General features: G+C 42.0%; 14 protein-coding genes. 1 reads left to right on the top strand and 13 read right to left on the bottom strand.

The annotated features are described in order from the left end of the window. Positions 1 to 318: 318 nt before the first annotated feature. The 4 genes from ACTNEW_RS14760 to ACTNEW_RS14745 are packed head-to-tail and all read right to left on the bottom strand — an operon-like array spanning position 319 to position 5,859. Positions 319 to 2,823 carry an HD domain-containing phosphohydrolase gene (locus ACTNEW_RS14760; protein WP_441062375.1) on the bottom strand — a complete coding sequence of 835 codons (2,505 nt, stop codon included), beginning with the start codon at positions 2,821 to 2,823 and terminating at the stop codon, positions 319 to 321. After that, positions 2,807 to 4,447: a GH3 family domain-containing protein gene (locus ACTNEW_RS14755; protein WP_441062373.1), complete on the bottom strand. Its 1,641-nt coding sequence runs from the start codon at positions 4,445 to 4,447 to the stop codon at positions 2,807 to 2,809. Before ACTNEW_RS14755 ends, ACTNEW_RS14760 begins: the two co-directional genes overlap by 17 nt. Before the next feature lie 27 nt (positions 4,448 to 4,474). Further along, positions 4,475 to 4,996 (bottom strand): methyltransferase family protein, encoded by a 522-nt coding sequence (locus ACTNEW_RS14750; protein ID WP_441062371.1) that lies wholly within the window; start codon positions 4,994 to 4,996, stop codon positions 4,475 to 4,477. 2 nt (positions 4,997 to 4,998) lie between these two features. Next, positions 4,999 to 5,859 carry a DegV family protein gene (locus tag ACTNEW_RS14745; RefSeq protein ID WP_441062369.1) on the bottom strand — a complete coding sequence of 287 codons (861 nt, stop codon included), beginning with the start codon at positions 5,857 to 5,859 and terminating at the stop codon, positions 4,999 to 5,001. Between the two features lie 464 nt (positions 5,860 to 6,323). Between ACTNEW_RS14745 and ACTNEW_RS14740 the strand changes: the two genes are divergently transcribed. Continuing rightward, positions 6,324 to 7,277: a DAK2 domain-containing protein gene (locus ACTNEW_RS14740; protein ID WP_441062367.1), complete on the top strand. Its 954-nt coding sequence runs from the start codon at positions 6,324 to 6,326 to the stop codon at positions 7,275 to 7,277. Here the strand turns inward: ACTNEW_RS14740 and ACTNEW_RS14735 are convergent. The 9 genes from ACTNEW_RS14735 to ACTNEW_RS14695 all read right to left on the bottom strand — a co-directional run bounded on the left by ACTNEW_RS14735 (position 7,270) and on the right by ACTNEW_RS14695 (position 18,103). Beyond that, complete coding sequence (locus ACTNEW_RS14735) at positions 7,270 to 8,181, bottom strand: RluA family pseudouridine synthase (protein ID WP_441062365.1); 912 nt, start codon at positions 8,179 to 8,181, stop codon at positions 7,270 to 7,272. The two genes, ACTNEW_RS14740 and ACTNEW_RS14735, sit on opposite strands and share 8 nt — an antisense overlap. A 343-nt stretch (positions 8,182 to 8,524) precedes the next feature. Then, positions 8,525 to 9,115 carry an AAA family ATPase gene (locus ACTNEW_RS14730; protein WP_441062364.1) on the bottom strand — a complete coding sequence of 197 codons (591 nt, stop codon included), beginning with the start codon at positions 9,113 to 9,115 and terminating at the stop codon, positions 8,525 to 8,527. A gap of 13 nt (positions 9,116 to 9,128) precedes the next feature. Next, complete coding sequence (locus ACTNEW_RS14725) at positions 9,129 to 10,496, bottom strand: MATE family efflux transporter (RefSeq protein WP_441062362.1); 1,368 nt, start codon at positions 10,494 to 10,496, stop codon at positions 9,129 to 9,131. A gap of 193 nt (positions 10,497 to 10,689) precedes the next feature. Next, complete coding sequence (locus ACTNEW_RS14720; protein ID WP_441062359.1) at positions 10,690 to 10,929, bottom strand: hypothetical protein; 240 nt, start codon at positions 10,927 to 10,929, stop codon at positions 10,690 to 10,692. A 132-nt stretch (positions 10,930 to 11,061) separates the two neighbouring features. Beyond that, positions 11,062 to 12,681 (bottom strand): mannitol dehydrogenase family protein, encoded by a 1,620-nt coding sequence (locus tag ACTNEW_RS14715; RefSeq protein WP_441062356.1) that lies wholly within the window; start codon positions 12,679 to 12,681, stop codon positions 11,062 to 11,064. A gap of 536 nt (positions 12,682 to 13,217) precedes the next feature. After that, positions 13,218 to 13,943, bottom strand: a complete 726-nt coding sequence (locus tag ACTNEW_RS14710; protein ID WP_441062353.1) for a hypothetical protein — start codon at positions 13,941 to 13,943, stop codon at positions 13,218 to 13,220. Between the two features lie 7 nt (positions 13,944 to 13,950). Next, positions 13,951 to 15,390, bottom strand: coding sequence for a family 43 glycosylhydrolase (locus tag ACTNEW_RS14705; RefSeq protein ID WP_441062351.1), 1,440 nt, complete (start codon positions 15,388 to 15,390; stop codon positions 13,951 to 13,953). Positions 15,391 to 15,982: 592 nt separating this feature from the next. Further along, the gene (locus ACTNEW_RS14700) at positions 15,983 to 16,339 is read right to left on the bottom strand and encodes a type II toxin-antitoxin system RnlB family antitoxin (RefSeq protein WP_441062348.1); all 357 of its coding nucleotides are present in this window, start codon (positions 16,337 to 16,339) and stop codon (positions 15,983 to 15,985) included. A 24-nt stretch (positions 16,340 to 16,363) separates the two neighbouring features. Then, the gene (locus ACTNEW_RS14695) at positions 16,364 to 18,103 is read right to left on the bottom strand and encodes a ribonuclease H1 domain-containing protein (RefSeq protein ID WP_441062345.1); all 1,740 of its coding nucleotides are present in this window, start codon (positions 18,101 to 18,103) and stop codon (positions 16,364 to 16,366) included. Positions 18,104 to 18,173 lie beyond the last annotated feature (70 nt).

Raw genomic sequence — 18,173 nt, 5'->3', positions numbered from 1 at the left:
ACGGAAGTTCCGGAGAAATCCATAGCACAAAAACGCAAAAAATCCCCACGGATTTCTGCAAAGCTAAGATCTACTGTAATTCATTAAAACTCGCTGTGATTACCTAAAGCCCCCTATAATTCACTAAAGATTTTAATTATTACCAGAAACCCACTTTAGAATTCCCAGGCAAATCCTGTCCCTTGCAAAATCCCGCAAAAAAGGGATCATCATGAACCGCTCCACGTTAAGCAGACCCCTTCACAACAATCCCTTTTTCTTATCTCATATTCTGTTCTACCGTTCTGCGCCCGGCATGTCTCACATTTCTTGTATTTCTCAATAATAAATAACCTCCATAACCCCTTCTCGGATCATCTTTACAAACAGTTTTCCCAGCTCCGGATCGAACTGCGAACCAAGATTCTTCTCAATTTCAGATAACGCATTCTCCAGCGGCATCCGATTCTTGTAAGAACGCTTGGAAACCATGGCATCAAACGCATCCGCAATAGAAAGGCACCGTGCACTGACCGGAATATCTTCCCCCGAAATCCCTCTGGGATATCCTTTTCCATCATAACGTTCATGATGTCCGAGAACAGCCGGAATTACATAATCCAGTGACGGCAGATGTCGGATCATCTCGATCGACCGCTCCACATGCTGTCTCATAATCGAAAACTCTTCCGGCGTCAGTCTTCCTGTCTTTGTCAATATCGCATCAGGAATCCCAATCTTCCCGATATCATGCAAAAGTCCTGCCTGACGTATAATTTCCACATGATCGGACGCCAGCCCCGCTTCCTGCGCAAGCTTCGCCGCATAATTAGAAACACACTGGGAATGATTGAACGTATAATGATCCTTTGCGTCAATCGCTGCAGTCAGAGCGTAAATGGTAGACGTCAGCTCATGAATATTTTCTTCTTTCTGCACAGATTCCGGCATGGTCACCTGATTATGATAAATTTCAATCTGATTCTTTCCATGCTGTTTCACCTGGAAAACCGCCATATTCGCATAGGAAAGGAGCTGTTTTGCATTAGCTGCCACAGATGGATAAGAACAGATTCCTGCAGAAAACGTCAGGAATTTCTTAATTCTTCCACTGCTGTTGGCAATATAGGAAGCCAGCATTTCCTGTACTTTTTGCGTTTTCCGCTGTGCAGTCAGCGTATCGCAATACGGCAGAAGAACCGCAAACTCCTTACCTCCGTATCTCGACAGAATCGCATCTGCTGAAAAAACATACTTCAGAATTTCTGCAAATTTTTCCAGCATCCGATCGCCTTCTTCACTTCCGTACAACTCATTATATAAACTGAAGTCATCCAGGTTCAAAAGAATCAAAGTAAGCGGAGAAGCTTTTTTCTCAAACTGCTGTTCCAGTTTCTTATTCAGAGTTCTCCGGTTCAAAAGTCCTGTCAGCGGATCCAGAAGGGCTTCTCTTTCGATTTCCCGATACAGAGATGCATTTTTCAATGCGATAGAGGCAACAGATACAACCGATTCCAGGAAATTCAGCTCCGTATAAGAGTATTCCTTCCGGTTCTGTTTCTCAGAAAGAATAACAAACCCCGTCAGACGCCCGTCTCCCTTAAAGGGAAGTATGTATGCTGCCTGAATATGGGAAAGCTGCCTCTTTTCCTCCTCCCACATACTCTTATAAGCTGTTGTTTTGCGGAAATCTGCATACAGAATTCCATTCCGGCTGTTCTGAAGCTTCCTGATCATTGGATGATCCTCCCGAAATCGCAGCGGATGCTCCAATGACCGCACGCTCGTATCAGATACAAATTCCCGGGTTTCTTCCTCATACAGACAGATGTATACATGATCCACCGGCACCTCTTCCTGTACCAGTTCCAGAAATCTCTGAAGGATTTCTTCTGTCTTAAGCGTCGAATTTACAGCCACAGAAAAATCATGCACCCGGTCTTCTCTGCGGACCTGATCTCTGACAAAAAGACCGTCATGCAGTTTATTCAGCGCTACAAAAATAACAATAGCAAACGCGGAACAGATTACCGTCAGAATCAGCGTCATATTCATTTCAGAGCCAAACTGTCTCCGCTCCATAAAGCTTTCAACAGAGTGATACACGGACGTCAAAAGCACACCTGTGATCACCAGCGATACCACATACATGGAACCTTTGGATGTAATCTGGCTCAAGGCATAAAATCTTTTTTTATAAAATGCATAGTAGATACATACCGCATTAATCGCACACGAAAGAGTATCCGTAGGCAGCGAAGTAAATTCCGGAATCGTATTGATCAGAATTCCGATCATCATTACAGCAACGCCCACAAACAACGGAGTCAGATAGGACATCGGCATCCCCTCTTCCCGCAGTGTTTTGGATATCATCCGCCATATACAGATAAAAATTCCCAGGGTAAACAGAACAGGAAAAACTGCCGGCCATTTGATCGAATAATCCGAAACTGTCTCCCCGTCTATCACCGTAATTACCGGAGTGGTCATAAACACATCAAAAAAATTCAGAATGACCAGAATTACCGTTCCCACTCCCCACACACTTTTCAGGAAAAACCCTTTCTGCTCCGTATAAGCGGAAACCAGAAGAAAATACATATAAGGAACCAGAAAAATTCCGGTCAGAGAAACTTTCCACCAGAATCCAGTACCCGGATAAATCTGCTGACGCATCAGATACGCTCCGCCCGTCCACAGAAGGAAGGAAGTCAAAAGCCCCATAAACGCCCGGATCGATGAGTCTTTTTTTGCAGACAGCAGGGTAAACAGCAGGAAAATATTACAGAGCAGCGCAATCAGCGGAACTCTTGTAAACATAAAATCATTCAGGAGAGTCATAAGCGCTGCCTCCTGTCTGATCGGATTCTTCCAGCAGATGTTTCAGATCGATCACATCCTGCATGGAAGGATTGATTTTTCTCATAGGATAACCAAACCGTTTTTCAAATCGCTGCAGAATTCCCTGCGGAAGGATCGTCACAGCCAGAGGTTCTACTCCCAGAAGACGTTTCAGATCCTTATAATCATGATCATAATGCCGGAAGTAAATACTGAAATGCTCCCGAATAATCTCCTCATTCAAAAAACCGGCCTCCGGCCTGTCCGGCGCAACTTCCACATAGAAATGCACAAAGGAACGTTTGTCCCCATCATACTCCTTCAGCGCAAACCAGTCTCCTGCCGGAAGTCCGGACATTTCCAGAACCGTCCGAATACTGTTTTCTGTAATCCTTGTGAAGCCGGCAATATCGATCACCGACGGCACACGGTCAATATATTCAAACTGAGGAAGCATCACTCCGTCTCTCTCACTGGATGTACGCAGACACCGATACATATCTCCCGGACGGTAACGCATAAATGCACCGCCTTTAAACATCGTCAGCACCAGTTCGTATTCCTGATTGGCGGTTATCTCATCCATCAGATAGGTTTTCGGCACATAGGACGGGTCTGCTTCATTTTTCAGCATTTCTTCTTTTGGAATAAATTCATAAAAAGCATTATCCGGGAAAAATACCAGACCATTTTTACACCATGTTTCCGTAGCCAGACAGGACGGCTCTGTTCCTCCGTGAATTTCCATCGGACGTTTGCCCCATGCTTTTTCCAGTTCGTCTTTAAACAGAGCAGTGTCCGTTCCCACACAGACAAACCCTTTCAGATCAAACAGGTCCTTCGGCAAAATAGGTCTGTTATCTCTCGCACTGATATATTTCGCTTTCAGAATCCGATACAGCATATTCGGACGCACACCTGCCAGTTTTTTCAGGCTTACCGAACCGGAAGCAGTAAATTTCTCAAAGTTCTGCGTAATCGTATATACCACACTGCTCATGCCAAAGAACTGATCCATTCCGCACTTCATGGCCATGGAAAATCCTCTCTTGCTCTGCTGGGAAAAAGAAAGATTCTTTGCTTCTTTTAATGAGGGCATGAACCGTATATCCATTTCAGGCGCGATCAGCATGGGAAACAGCCCTGTCGCATAAGGAAGCGGTGCCAGCCCATACAATGCCCGGTCACCTGAGTGCACCTTGAATTTGCCGCGTTCCTCACTTGTGGAAAGTATCATTGCGGCAAGAATATTGCTGGTATATACATCCAGCATTTCCCGTGTATACGGAGCCAGCTTCTGCGGCCGGTTTCCGCTCTCCCAGGTAGTCTCCAGCCATACCACCGGCTCTCCCGGAAGCATATCTGTCCGCTTATTCAGAAGAATTTCCGCATAATCTTCATAAGTCGTCAAAGGAACTTTCCTGCGAAATTCCTCAACAGAAGAAGGGATCTCACCGTGCATGATCTTCTGTCCGAGACCACAGCGGGAATAGCATGCAATCTGCTCTTTCAGCAGACGATACTGGATATCCATATACTCTTCCATAGACAGATCCAGAAAACCGCAGTACTCATCCCAGATTTCTTTTGATGAATACTTTTCCAGTTTTTCCTTAAAACGCACCGCACTCCCTCCTTCCTTTCATACAAATTATTTTCCCGGAAACAGATAAGGAACTTCCTTCCGGTACTGTTCATAGCCTTCCAGATATACGGGAAAGAAATACCTGTCCTGAAACCATGTATAAATCAAATTCAAAAAAGTAAACCATACCGCCGGAAGCACTGCATCCGGAAAAATCATGCCATACCCGATCCCGCACACCAGAAAGCTCCATACACCCGGATGGCGTACCCGACCATAAAGTCCGCTGCGGCAGACAGGAGATTTCCCAGTATCTCCGGTATATTCTCCGGCATCCACTGGGACCGACAGAACCACAATATAAAAAACAATTCCTGCAAGCAGGATCAGTACTCCTGCCGCCAGACGGATTCCGCCGGCACATGTGCTTTCTCTTCCCAAAGCTGCACATGACAGAATCAGAAGCAGAGTGCCCAGGAAAAACCACGGATTTTTTCCGTCCTGTTTTCGTTTCACATGCCTGCATTTCTGATATTCAAATAAAAATAAAAGGCCAAATGCACCGGTACCTGTCAACATCCACAACATTTTTACTCTTTCCTGGTAAATGCAATTCCAACACAGCCTCTTCCTGTATAAATACCGATTACCGGTCCTACAGATTCGATTCTGATCACCGCATGTGGAACTTCTCTCAGAATCCGTTGTTTCATTTCCTCCGCACGCTCGGGTGCAGCTGCATGAAAGACCGTTACGGTCTCATCCGGAATGCCTTCTTTCACAAAACGGGAGACAACCCGTTCCATTCCGTCATTCATTCCTCTGGCCACACCGTAATCGCTCACTAATCCATCTGCAAATAAAAGAAGCGGTTTAATTCCAAGAGCATCTGCAGCAAGTGCCTTAATTGCTCCCACACGACCGCCTTTCCTTGCATTTTTTAAAGACTCCAACACAAAATAGACTCCCATTTTACTCTGCAGTTCTGTAAGTTTCTCCATAATCTGCAAAGCGGAGTCTCCAGCTTCAGCCATCTTCGCCGCTGCACGCACCATCTGTGCCATTCCGTGCGAACACTGCTGCGTATCATATACATAAACAGGTACTGTAAGCCCCTGCCGTTTCACGGTTCCCGCTGCTGCCACCGCTGTCGCATAACAGCCTGACATCCGGGACGTGATCATCAGACAGAGAATCTCATCCGCATCTCTGGCAGCTTCACGAAACGCTCTGACAAAATCTCCGACAGAAGGTCCGGAACTGGTAGGAAGGTTTCCGGCAGCTTCCATTTTACTGTAAAACTCTTCCGCTGTAATCTCTGTCATGTTACGGTATTCCGTATCTCCAAAAATCACTTTATCCGGAATCATTCCAATATGAAGGGCCTTCGCTTCCTCCAGCGGCATATCACAGCCTGTATGAGTAATCAAACGGACTCGTCTGGATTCCATCTGATAATTCCTCCATCTATCCACAAAATCAACATAGGATCATCTCCGGCAGGAAAATCTGCTGCCGAAAATATCATCCCCGCGACATAAAACCAAATTCTTATTGTTTCTTATTATTCTAATACATATTTCGAAATTACGCAACCAAATTGTACGTAAATTCCATGCTTTTGCGGAAGTATTTACAGGAAAAATCATACACTTTTCCGAAAAAGATTACTGACCGTTACTGTTCACAGGAAACATTCCATGAAGTGTTTTCATGCATTTATACCGGAAAATAGCAGGTTGGTTATTTATTATCCGATATACCGGACAGTCATCTTGTCATCCATCAAAAAAAAGTTTATAATTATCGACACAGTGGTTCTTGGAACCATTCAAACAATGTCGCATGAATGATTTGTTTTTTCACAGAATCCCTATTTTTACAAAAAGTCTTTCATATTCTGGAGGAATGATCAATGTCCGAATGGATCAATGGAGAACAGATGCGTATGGGATTTTTATACGCAGCTGAAAATCTTAAGAAACAAAAAGATCTGTTAAATCGTTTAAATGTATTTCCTGTCGCAGACCGCGATACAGGTATCAATATGACCCGTTCCGTAGAACTGACTGCACGCAGCCTTCCACCTGACGGAACCCCTGCTGAAATTCTGGATGAAGCCTATCTGCAGCTTCTGGAGTGTGCCCATGGAAACTCCGGCACGATCCTGACACTGTTTTTTGAAGGTTTTTCAACCGCTCTTCCGGCAGAAAGCAGGATATCCGGACGTGATCTGGCTCTTGCATTTCAAAAAGGTGCACAGACGGCGGAAGCTGCCGTACCCCATCCCATGACCGGTACGATACTCTCTGTTGCCTCTCAAAGCGCGAAAGCCGGCATCTCCATGCTGGATCTCACGGAAGATGCCGGTCTTATTTTCAAAAGAATCACTGACGAAGCGCATGCCGCACTCCTTCTGACTCCGTTTCAGAATCCGATTCTTGGCAGATTTCAGGTGATTGATTCCGGAGCATATGGTTTCTGTCTGGTTCTGGATGGCTTCCTTCAGAGTTTCGCTCCGGAATTATCTATACAAAATTATCCGGAATTTACCCTTCCAGACATGGAAACCATTTCACACGAAGGTACTGCTTCCACAGCAGAAGCTTCTCCGGCAGAACTTCCCCAGCGTTACTGCACGGAATTTGTACTGGAGTTCTTCCCTGAGACAGACCATACAGAGTTTGAACACACCATGAAATCCTTTGGCGAATATTATCTTTGTGCTGCACGTGATACGCTCTGCAAAATTCATATTCACACAAATACACCGCAGCAAATTCTGAAAACTGCTGCCGCATATGGAACCATCCGCTCCCGAAAGATCGACGACATGGCAATGCAGATCAGTACCACAGACATCAGATAATACAGATATTTCCATCCATTACTTTTTTCATATCTTCCGGAAGCTCTGCCTGCAGCTGTATTTTTTCTCCTGTAAAAGGTTGTCTGAAACAGCAGGCAGCTGCATGAAGAGCTGTCCGTTCCATTCGCATATCTTTTCCATACAGCCTGTCCCCCAGAAGCGGATGGCCAATAGAAGCCATATGTACTCTGATCTGGTGTGTACGTCCTGTTTCTATGGAAACCCTTATCAGCGAATAATCTTGAAACACCTGTCGTATTTCATAATGTGTTACTGCCCGGAGTCCCTTTTCAACAGTTTTCATTTTCATCAGGCTCTCCGGATCTTTATTCATATCTGTACAGATCGTGCCTTTTTGCTGTTCCGGTACTCCCTGTACCAGAGCCAGATACTCTTTGCAGAACTCTCCTGAGTTTTTCTGCTCTGATAACCTGGCTGCCGCCACCTGATTCTTGGCAAAGAGAACGATTCCTGAAGTGTCTTTATCCAGTCTCCCCACCGGACGGATCCGGACAGCCATCCCTTTTTCCCGGAAATACCGGGCTGCCATGTTCGCCAGCGAATCTTCATAATGGCCATGTGAAGGGTGAACCACCATCCCTGACGGTTTATCCACCGCCAGAATATCTTCGTCCTCATATAAAATCCGAAGGGTTCCGCAGCCCGACACCAGATGTGCAGATTCCCTGTCTTCGCTCTCCAGAAGGACAGTCACCTGATCTCCCGGCTTCACTGCTGCTGTTACTCTGCATCTCTCTCCATTGACACAGATTCCCTCCTCACGGAATTTTGCCTGACTGATCTGTTTTCTGGAAAGCCCCAGTTCCCTGCGCAGAAATTGTTCCAATATCTCCGGGGTATCCACCACCGCGCTGACGTATTTCTTCATAAACACCCTTTCCATGGCTCCTCTTACATTTCGCGGAAGCCAAACACGCTCTATAACATGTTCGAAAATTTTGACTCCAATCTATCAAAAAGCAATTTTCAAACACATGAAATCCTGTATGCAGCATGGATTTTACTATGACTCTGATACTTGTGTCAACATACTCGAAGACCGTCTTTTCAGTCTATAAGCTCAAAAACCATTTTTTATTCCTGACTATATCTGAAGCACTCTGTATCTTGATGGTACAATGCAGATGTGGGTGGATGCGGAGGATTCCCTAGAGCGTGTTTGAAAATTCATTCAAAAATAAACAAGGGACAAATAACCCTTTTAGAATTATTTGTCCCTATTATTCTTATATTCTTGCACAATCCATTATGATTTTCTGACACATATCATATCCTAACACAGAGCTGTTCAAAGACAATGTATAATTGCCTGCCATTCCCCACTTCTGTTCGGTATAAAAATTATAGTTTGTTCTGCGTCTTTTGTCTGTATCATTTATCATTTTTACAGCGTCCGCTTCTGTCACATTATACAATTTACATATGCGCTGTACTTTTTCCGGCATATTGCCATGTATAAAGACATTTATTACATCATTTCTGTCCTTTAAAATAAAATCTGCATTTCTTCCTATGATTACACAGCTTTCTTTTTCAGCAATTTCCATAATTACGCTTCTTTGTGCTTCATATACCATATCTTCTACTGATTTTCCTGTAATATCACGCCCAGAAAAAGCATAGGCAAACAATCCTTTCTTTGGAGATAATTCAGCCTTTTCCTGAATATACTCCGGCGATAATCCAGACTGTTCTGCAATCTGTCCAATGACATCCTTGTCATAATATGCAACGCCAAGTTTCTTTGCCACTTCTTCACCGATAAGTCGACCACCGCTTCCAAACTCTCTGCTGATCGTAATGATTCTCTTTGCCATAACCGACTCCTCCTTAACTTAAACTTTCCACTTTGTTCTTTCTAATTCTCTTTAAAAATACATATCCTACCAGACACGCAATAATCTCTGTTATTGGAAATGCCCACCAGATCAGGGAAACTCCCATCTGTCCGTTTCTGACAAAAATGGAGAAAATGCCTGCCAGCGGTAATATGACTATTAGCTGTCTGAGCAATGAGATCACAAGTGATTCCATACCACCGTCCAATGCCTGATAAATTCCCTGATATGCAACATTGATTCCTGCAAAAATAAAGCTGATAGAAATAATCCTCATCGCTCCGATAAAATATTCTCTGGACTGCCCAGCATTAAATAAAGTTGCAAAAGCACCCGGGAAAATTTCTGTAATTGCCACACCAACAATCATAAGTACAATCGTATAGAGCAATCCGTATTTGATTCCATCCTTAATTCTCTTTTTGCTGTGCATTCCGTATGCAAAAGCAATGATTGGTGTGATCGCATCTCTTAGACCAAAGGCAAGGAACAATACAAACTGCTGAACTTTATAGAATAATCCATATGCGGTCTGTGCCGAAGGACTAAACTTCAAAATCAGATTCATCACATAAACCATGATAGACATAAGTGCCTGTGCAATAATTGCCGGGAGTCCGATGGCATAGATTTCCCTGATAATTCTACCATCTGGTTTCATATACTTTATATCATGCTCAAATTCCCTGTTAAATTTTATATGGAATATAAACAGCAATACTGCAGACGCAACCTGTCCGATTACCGTTGCATAGGCTGCACCTCTCACTCCCATTTCAGGGACAGGTCCGATACCATAAATCATGATTGGATCAAGGATAATATTTACCACTGCGCCCACAACCTGACCTATTGTAGAATAAGGAGAACGCCCTGTTGCCTGTAAAAGTTTTTCAAATAATGAAAAGAAAATAATTCCAAATGAAATGATACAGCATATTCTTAAGTAGCTTATTCCCATTGAAATAACTTCCGTATCAACCGTCTGTGATGAAATATATGCTTTTACTCCAAAAATTCCAAACAGCAAGCATACCACATAAATAATTACTCCAAGAAATAAACTGTTTCCTGCAACCTTCGCTGCTTTTTTTGAATTTCCCTGTCCGAGTGTCCTTGCGAGAAGCGCATTGGTTCCCACACCGGTTCCAATTCCAACTGCTACCATGAGCATCTGAACCGGAAAAACCAGTGTAAGTGCATTAAGTGCTGCTTCACTTCCCACTCGCATATTTCCAACAAAGGCACTATCTACAATGTTGTAAACCGCCTGCAATGCCATAGATAAGATCATGGGGATTCCCATCTGCACCATGAGCTTATTTACCGGCATTTCCTTCATCTTGTTACTTTCTGCCATCTTAACTTAATCCTCCTTTTTAACTGCATTGTATATTTTCATAATGTGCGACAGCAAATGCATGATAAAGAATCCTGCCCGGAGGGCTTTTTTGTATCATAGGAAAATGCAAAGCACTTTCCTATGATACAAAAAAACGTGCAGCCCGGCATTTGCTGGATTTACGCCGCTGGCTACACGCTTTTCTTTTCCCTTAATCCAGATAGTTTCCTACCGGACTTGCATTATATTGTTTCATAATCTTAACCATAATTGAACCATCCGGCTGTACTGTCTCTTCAACTATTTTATACCGTGTATGACTGCGTTCCAGTTTCGCCTTATACTGTTCATATTCTTCATTTACCAGTTTTACCGCATAATCATGTCCGATATCCTCTTTCAGCATAAAATGAAGTGTCTGACAAATACATGCCGCTTTTACCCGTTTCATTTTCTTATTCCTCCATTTCAAAAATAAACGAGCAGCATCTGCGCAACTGGACTTACGCATGAATGCTACTCGTTGTAACTTTATTATAATATTTTTTTCAAATTATTTCAAAGTGAAGTTTTTGAATTTTTTCTATCTGCAGACATATTTATGTACTGTAGCTTTCACAGCTCCGGGTCCGGCAAGCATTTCGCGGAACATGCCTTCGATTTTTTCCCCGACTCCTGCCTGATAAAGATCTGTAAAGAACATGCGCTCATTGGATAGAATCGGCTTCAGCTGATCCGTAAAGGTTTCCGGGCGTCCGACTACAATATCTTTTAGCTGTTCCCGAATTTCTCCGTTCATCGGATCCGGAGCAAGTTCGTATTTGTTTCCCTTGTCATCCACAGCAAGCATATAACGGAGCCATCCGGCAATTCCCAGAGGAATCGCAGTAAGACGGGAAGCATCTCCGTATTTTGCCGCATAGGCTTTGATCGTCTCTCCGAAGCGGATACCTACCATCTGAGATACATCTACAGCCAGACGCAGATTGGTATCTCCCAGATATTCATTTGGAAAACGGTCGTCAAAAAGTTCATCCACAAATGCCTGGGGAGAAAGGATGCCCGGATCAGGAACAACCGGAAGTCCTTCATCGTAAGCCACCATACGGGCCATTTTCATCATATCTTCGTCTGTGTTCAGCATATGGGCAAACAGATCGTATCCCAGAACCACTCCAAGAGGACCGGTCGCAGAATGTACCGGATTCAGGCATACCGTTACTTTCATACGCTCTGCCAGATTCACTGTCTTCCTGTCTGCCAGATAGACGCCAAAGCCTTTTTCCAGTGCAGGACGGCCATTCGGAAAACTGTCCTCAATTACAAGATACTGTGGTTTCTCCGCATTAATAAACGGTGCAATATAGGTTTTCTTTCCAGTGATAACCGGATGCATCTCTTCTACACCCAGATTTTCAAGATCTTCCGCAATCTGTTCACTTGGACGCGGTGTAATCTTATCGATCATCGTCCACGGAAACGCCACGATTTTTTCATCGCTTACATAACTGACAAAGCCTGCATCCACATATCCTGCTTTCTGCCATTCCTCAGTCATGGTCAGCACAGATTCCCGAAGCCTTGCGCCATTCTGGGAACAATTATCCATAGACACCAGTGCCAGGGGATACCCGCCGGCCTGATATCTCTCATAAAGCATGGCAGTCAGCACAGCCATGGCTCCAACCGCTTTATCCGGTCCATTCTGAATATCCGCTTCCACAAAAGGAAACCAGGTACCGTCCGCTTTCTGCAGGGCATAACCTTTTTCGGTAATCGTAAACGATACCAGCTGCAAAGAAGGATTTGCAAAAATCTCTTTCAGTCTGTTCCACTGCCCCGGGTCGGAAGACTGGGCTTTGACCGCTTCTGCCAGAGAACCCAAAACTTTATAATCGCGTGTACCGTCTCCATGCAGAATCACGCTGAGACCCAGATTGTCATATGGTTCATAAATTTTATCTACCACATCATAATCAAAAGTCTCCACGCAGGTAATCCCTCTGTCCATCACCCCTTCTTCCAGAAGCCCATCTGCAATACCGCCGATAAAAATACGGAAAATATTCCCGATACCAAAATGTATCCACTGCGGCTCTCTTTTTGCCTTTTCGGAAACTTCCTCCACATTATATCCGGGAAGGGTGATGCCTGCTTTCTTCCAGGATTCACTGTCTTTGATGCCACCCATTGTTAACTTCATGTAAAAACCTCCTGTTTCCTTTTTCATAACACTTTTTATATTTTCCTGTCCATATTCCTCTTGAATCACAGTTGCAGTCATATAAGAAAATGTCCATAAATGTATAAAAAATTTTAACACACTCTCTTGTTTTTTTAAATAAAAGTATTAAGAAAAAGACAAATTTATGAATTACAAACACCTGGAGGGCTTCCGGTTTCCTGTCAGGAAATCCTGCCGTTCTCCATTTCATAAACAAGAAAACCACAACCTTTTTGATAAAATTTATCATTAAGGTTATGGTTTGAAATTTCATTATGCTTAATCCTTATGAGCATTTCATTATCTACCATCAGTATCTGCTCTGCCTGCTCAATCGTGGCAAGTCATTGCTGCAACAAAAATTCGTCCACCGGACGGATTTTTGCACGCATGGCAAAAAATATGCGTTTTTTTGCCGCGTAACTGGCTGAAAACCGCATATTTCTGTATAGAGGACGTTATATAATTGTCACAAAATGGGTAAGAGGATGTAACGTCATTGTCACATCTTACATTCAAAAATCACAGTCATCTACAGCATTTTTTAATTCCTTATGTCTTCGAAAGAACATTACTTTCCCTTCTGTCTTATTTTCAAAAAAATCTTCATCTATATCTTGAATCTGATGTAACCCAATATGTCTGACTGCCTCAATTGCCGCCTCCCGCTGCGTTCTTTTCTCAGGATAAACCGTTTGGCAGTTTGCTCCATCTATCGTGTCATAACTTCCAAAGCTCTGATTAAAATCCATAATCGGATACAGTGAAACATATTCATTGGTCTGATTATCAACCAAAAGTCCCCAGTTTTCCGGATGTCGATCTATGTTACCAACCAGATAATCCAGTATATTCATTCCATAGTAAGTCTCTTTATCTATCCTCAAACACTCATCTACTACATTCAAGTCATGATTTTGCGCATATATTTCAAATGCCATTTTAGAAACAATAGAATACTGCCTGGAGGTTATTATTTTACTCTCAGTTACTTTTTGCCCATCATAAAAACCTTCTTTATATTTCACCTGTTTAAAATCGAAACACTGACACAATCTACTTGCTAAGAGTTCCTTTTGAACAGCATCATCACCACCATCTTTCAATAAAATAAACTCTTTTTCTCTCCTGATCCAGGCTTTTGGGAAACAGCCTTTTGTAGATAAATCGGGTGCCAGTTCCTGATTTGTAACCTTCATCGGTTTCCCACGCAAAGAAAGTTCTACAACTGCCTCATTCAAAGAGTTATCATATAAATTTATCTTCCGTCATAATCACTGCATCTTTTACTTCCAGATTTCCCTCAGAGACAAAGATTCCGAGACTGCGTCCCTGATAATTATACATTCTGAAACCAAAAGCCACATCGTTGTTTACATAGAGTACGGCGATTGTATCCTGTATATAGAGTGCAAGTTCGTATTCTTTGTCCGTCTCCAGAGTAAGCGGACGCTCCATCTCTACCGCATACGGGAACATCTGTCCTCCCTGTTCATACATTCTAAGTCCGGAACGGAACTGAATTCTGTTGAACTCCGGCTCAAACATCAGATAATATCCGAAGTCAAATTTCTCATCCACCTGCAAAGCAAGGCCAAACCGGGACGGTTCTCCTGTATATTTCAAAGTTGCACGGATACAGCACTGTTCCGGGATTTTCTGCGCAAGCGCAGCCGAATAACCGTATTCCGAGCAGCAGCTGAGGGTGTTATGATCTTTCGTCCATGTTCCGGTCAGCCCTTCTGCATGTATTTCTTCCGACCTGACAAACGCATTGGCTACACTGTCCACCGGGCATACCCCAAGCGTCCCGTCCTCATGCTGCAGGATCTTGTGTACTACAATGGAACCGCCCCAGTTCCAGGTCTGATAGTCCTTTCCAAAATCCTTCCCCGGATCAAAGCCCCATCCGTTTTCTCCCCGGGTCGGATTCCATCCATAAATAAAACGATCCTTTCCATCCGTCCCTGTCTTAGCCGCATAAAAAGCTCTTCCGTCAAAGGTATCCACTCTGGGTTTGAGCCATGGTCCTTTGGGGGACCGACTCATACGATAATAGGTACTGAATCCGTCCGTATAACTGGAATAAACCAGATAATACCAGTCTCCCATCTTGAAGAAGTCCGGACACTCATATGCTCCCTGATGGGTTCGCGGTGCGTAAAGCGGTCTTCTGTATTCCCAGTGAGCCAGGTCATCTGAGACACAAAGCGCTACACAGCCATTTCTCTCAGTTGCGCCATTTTCCCGTGCTGCAAGCAGCATCCACCATTCCTGCTCTTCCTCATTCCAGAATACAAATGGATCTCTCCAGTCCGACATTCTGTAGATTTCTCCGTCTGCTGTAAATTTCTCTTCCGGTATATCTGTCCAGTGTACCAGATCGGTGCTGGTCGCATGTCTTGCCCACTGGGCCTGCGGTTCCTGATCAAACGTGCAGTAAAACATGTGATACAGTCCGTTCACTTTCAGAATGGAACCTGTCCCTCCGTGAATGTTGGTGGGCGTTTCTATGAAATTCCGGTTATCCTCCGAAACAATATGATGCCATCCGTACACGACCATATCCTTCGGCGCATCCGGATTCCAGTTCTTTAAATAATAACCTTCAAACCGTTTTGTTTCATCATTGTAATATGGGATTACATCTCCTGTTTTTGCATACTCCGGTGAGTAAAACAGATTCATTGCTCTTCCTCCTGTCCTTTTTCAGATCATTCATTTGCAACAGAGCCGCCATTACGGCAGCCCTCGCACATTACTTCATCAAGTACCGTGAACACCCAATTAATAATTGGTCAGCTCATAGAACCTATCGAAACCTTTCTGCCTCAGTTCCAGCAGTTCGAAAAGTCCCATAGCATCCATTTTATCAAGGTATGCACGCCATGTGTTATCTGTGATTCCGTCTTTTATGATATCAGCCTTTACTTGATACCAATATTATATCACAGAAATAATTTCATTGGAAGTAGAAAACGGGCAATTGGTTGGGGCAGAAGAACCCAAAGGGGCCAGAATAATCAATTTACCACTGTATGTCAAAATACCCCTTTTTCCAACTGCTGTTTTTATAGCGGAAGACTATCTCTTACACACAATACTCCCGAGGATGTCAAGTCATTGCTACAAAAAATATGCGGCTTTTTCGCCATGAAAATGGCTTAAAACCGCATGTTTCTGTATAGAGGATGTTATATTATTGTTACAAGGTGGGCGGGAGGATGTTACGTCAGTGTCAAAAATGTACCTAATAAATTCTTTTAACAATCATTTTACATTAAATTATTTTTCCCGCTGCCAGTAATGCTTTTAAAGCTTTAGGAATTGTCCCATTTTCAACCACTTCCACATGATTTGCAAAAAAATTCATACTGTCATGTTGAACAGCCAAATCAACTTTCTTTACCAAGGAAAAAGAGCTCCGATTGACAATTCCATTTTCAATCACTGCTGAAATATAACGATTACTGCTTGTTCCGTTAATTAATGTTAAGTCAAAAATAAGTTTTCCTGTAATATGCTTAAATTCATTTTGCAAACTCTCTAATGTTGAAATTGGACTAATGTACGTGGTAGCAATTATCAGGTAATCATATTCGCTATTGCTTAATTTACTTATTTCAAAATTCTTCATACTACCACCTTCTCTCCATTTTTATTATTTTTTTATTTTTTTATATGTACTTTCAATCAAAGCCGCTACATCATTAATAATTGTAACAGCTTCCTGTTTATCTTCGATTACTTTTGTATTAATAAGTATTTGATCAACATGAAAAATTACATGACGATTTCTTACAAAATAATTATATATATCCTGCAGTGCTTCAACAAAATCAGAATCGCCAATTCTAGACACTTGCGACGGTATTACTACCTTTTTTGTTTCATCATTAGGATCTTTATTAAACACTGTTCCGAAATTATGATTCTCATCAATCACAATCTGTTTTAGTGTAAGCAGATACTTCAAATAGCCTTCCAAAGCTCTTAAAGCTGGAAATGCAAAACAAGAGTAATCCTCAAATTGATTATCTGTATCACTCAATGTAAGGGATGGCGTAAACAATTTCCAAATGACATCATCAACATTTCCTGCATAGGCAATAGGCATCATCTCAGCAAGTTTACTACGTGCATCATTAATATCCGTATTTGTATCAATAAATTCATTTGTCACTTGAACAATATCATTCATTTCTACCTTAGGAGAATATGACACAAATGACAAAAACTCATTATATAAATATAACGGTTTACCTTGTACTAATAATCTATGATTGGCATATACAATTAATGTAAGTTTATCCCCTATATCACTAACAAAAACGAATCTTTTCTGCCCTTGATCCTCATATTCTTCAACATTCCCATTACATAGTTTTGTCAAAAACTCAACTGTCTTTTCAATCCATTCTTCACCTATAAAAATTGAAAAAGATTTTTGTTCTACTGCAGCCTTATAGCCTCTCAATTCGACTTTTTCTTTTAGTTTTGTAGAATATTCAATATTGCTTCCCGTTGGACTCAATGTTGTTTGTCCATCATTTCTTTGGTAAATATCAAGGTACGATTTCTTTCCATTTACTTCAAATGTATATCGCTTTTGATTACCAACATCTTTAATTCCTTCGCCTAAAACATCTGACCAAATACTTCTTGCTGTATCATCTAACAATTTCTCTAGCTTAGAAACATCTCGTATAATATATAAACTTTTTCCTGTAGTTGATATCTTTGATTTTTCTTCTCTTTTTAATACTCCAAAATCATGTTTTTCAGAAGTTAAACCAAGCACTTGTTTCGCCAATTCATCTGCGATATCATTATATTTATTGTTGGAATGCCCCGTAACTTTAATAAATCGAATTGATACTTTCGTCTTAATTTGATCATAATAATCTTTGTAGGCTTTAGTTTCTTCCTTATTAGTCTTCCACTCACCAAGACACCACTTTGCTATTCCTTCGTAATCATGATAAATTGCAATATTTTTCATCGAATTATCAACTGCATATTGCATTGCTGCTTCTGCTCCCTTTATTTCTCCAGCTACATTATGCATTTTTGCAAGTTCTTTATCAGTAAACTTTTGAGCGAACTTATATTCTTCACCATTTCTAAGAACAATCATTCCATATGAAAATTCATTTGTCTGCTCACTATAACTCCCGTCAACATATATTTCTGCATCAAAAGTATTCCCTTTCTCTAACAAATTATCCGTTTTTTCTCTCTCAGAAGAATTACTTTTCAAATACTCTTGTGCTTCACAATCTGATTTAAAGCTTTTATATTCTGCTCCAGGGAATCCGTCCACTTGTGCCTTACACTCATCCCAAGAGTGAAAAACTCCTACTGTTTTTCCTTTTCTAACTGCATAAAATTTATTAGCCATAGTCTATTCTCCTCTAAACAGAAGATTTTTCATTATATCAGAGGTTACAAGTAATTTCAATCATTATTTT

The organism is Blautia sp. HCP3S3_G3 (genome assembly GCF_052063365.1).
GTDB lineage: Bacteria > Bacillota > Clostridia > Lachnospirales > Lachnospiraceae > Blautia_A.
Note: the sequence above shows the minus strand (reverse complement) of the source record. Positions and strands in the feature narration are given on the sequence as shown.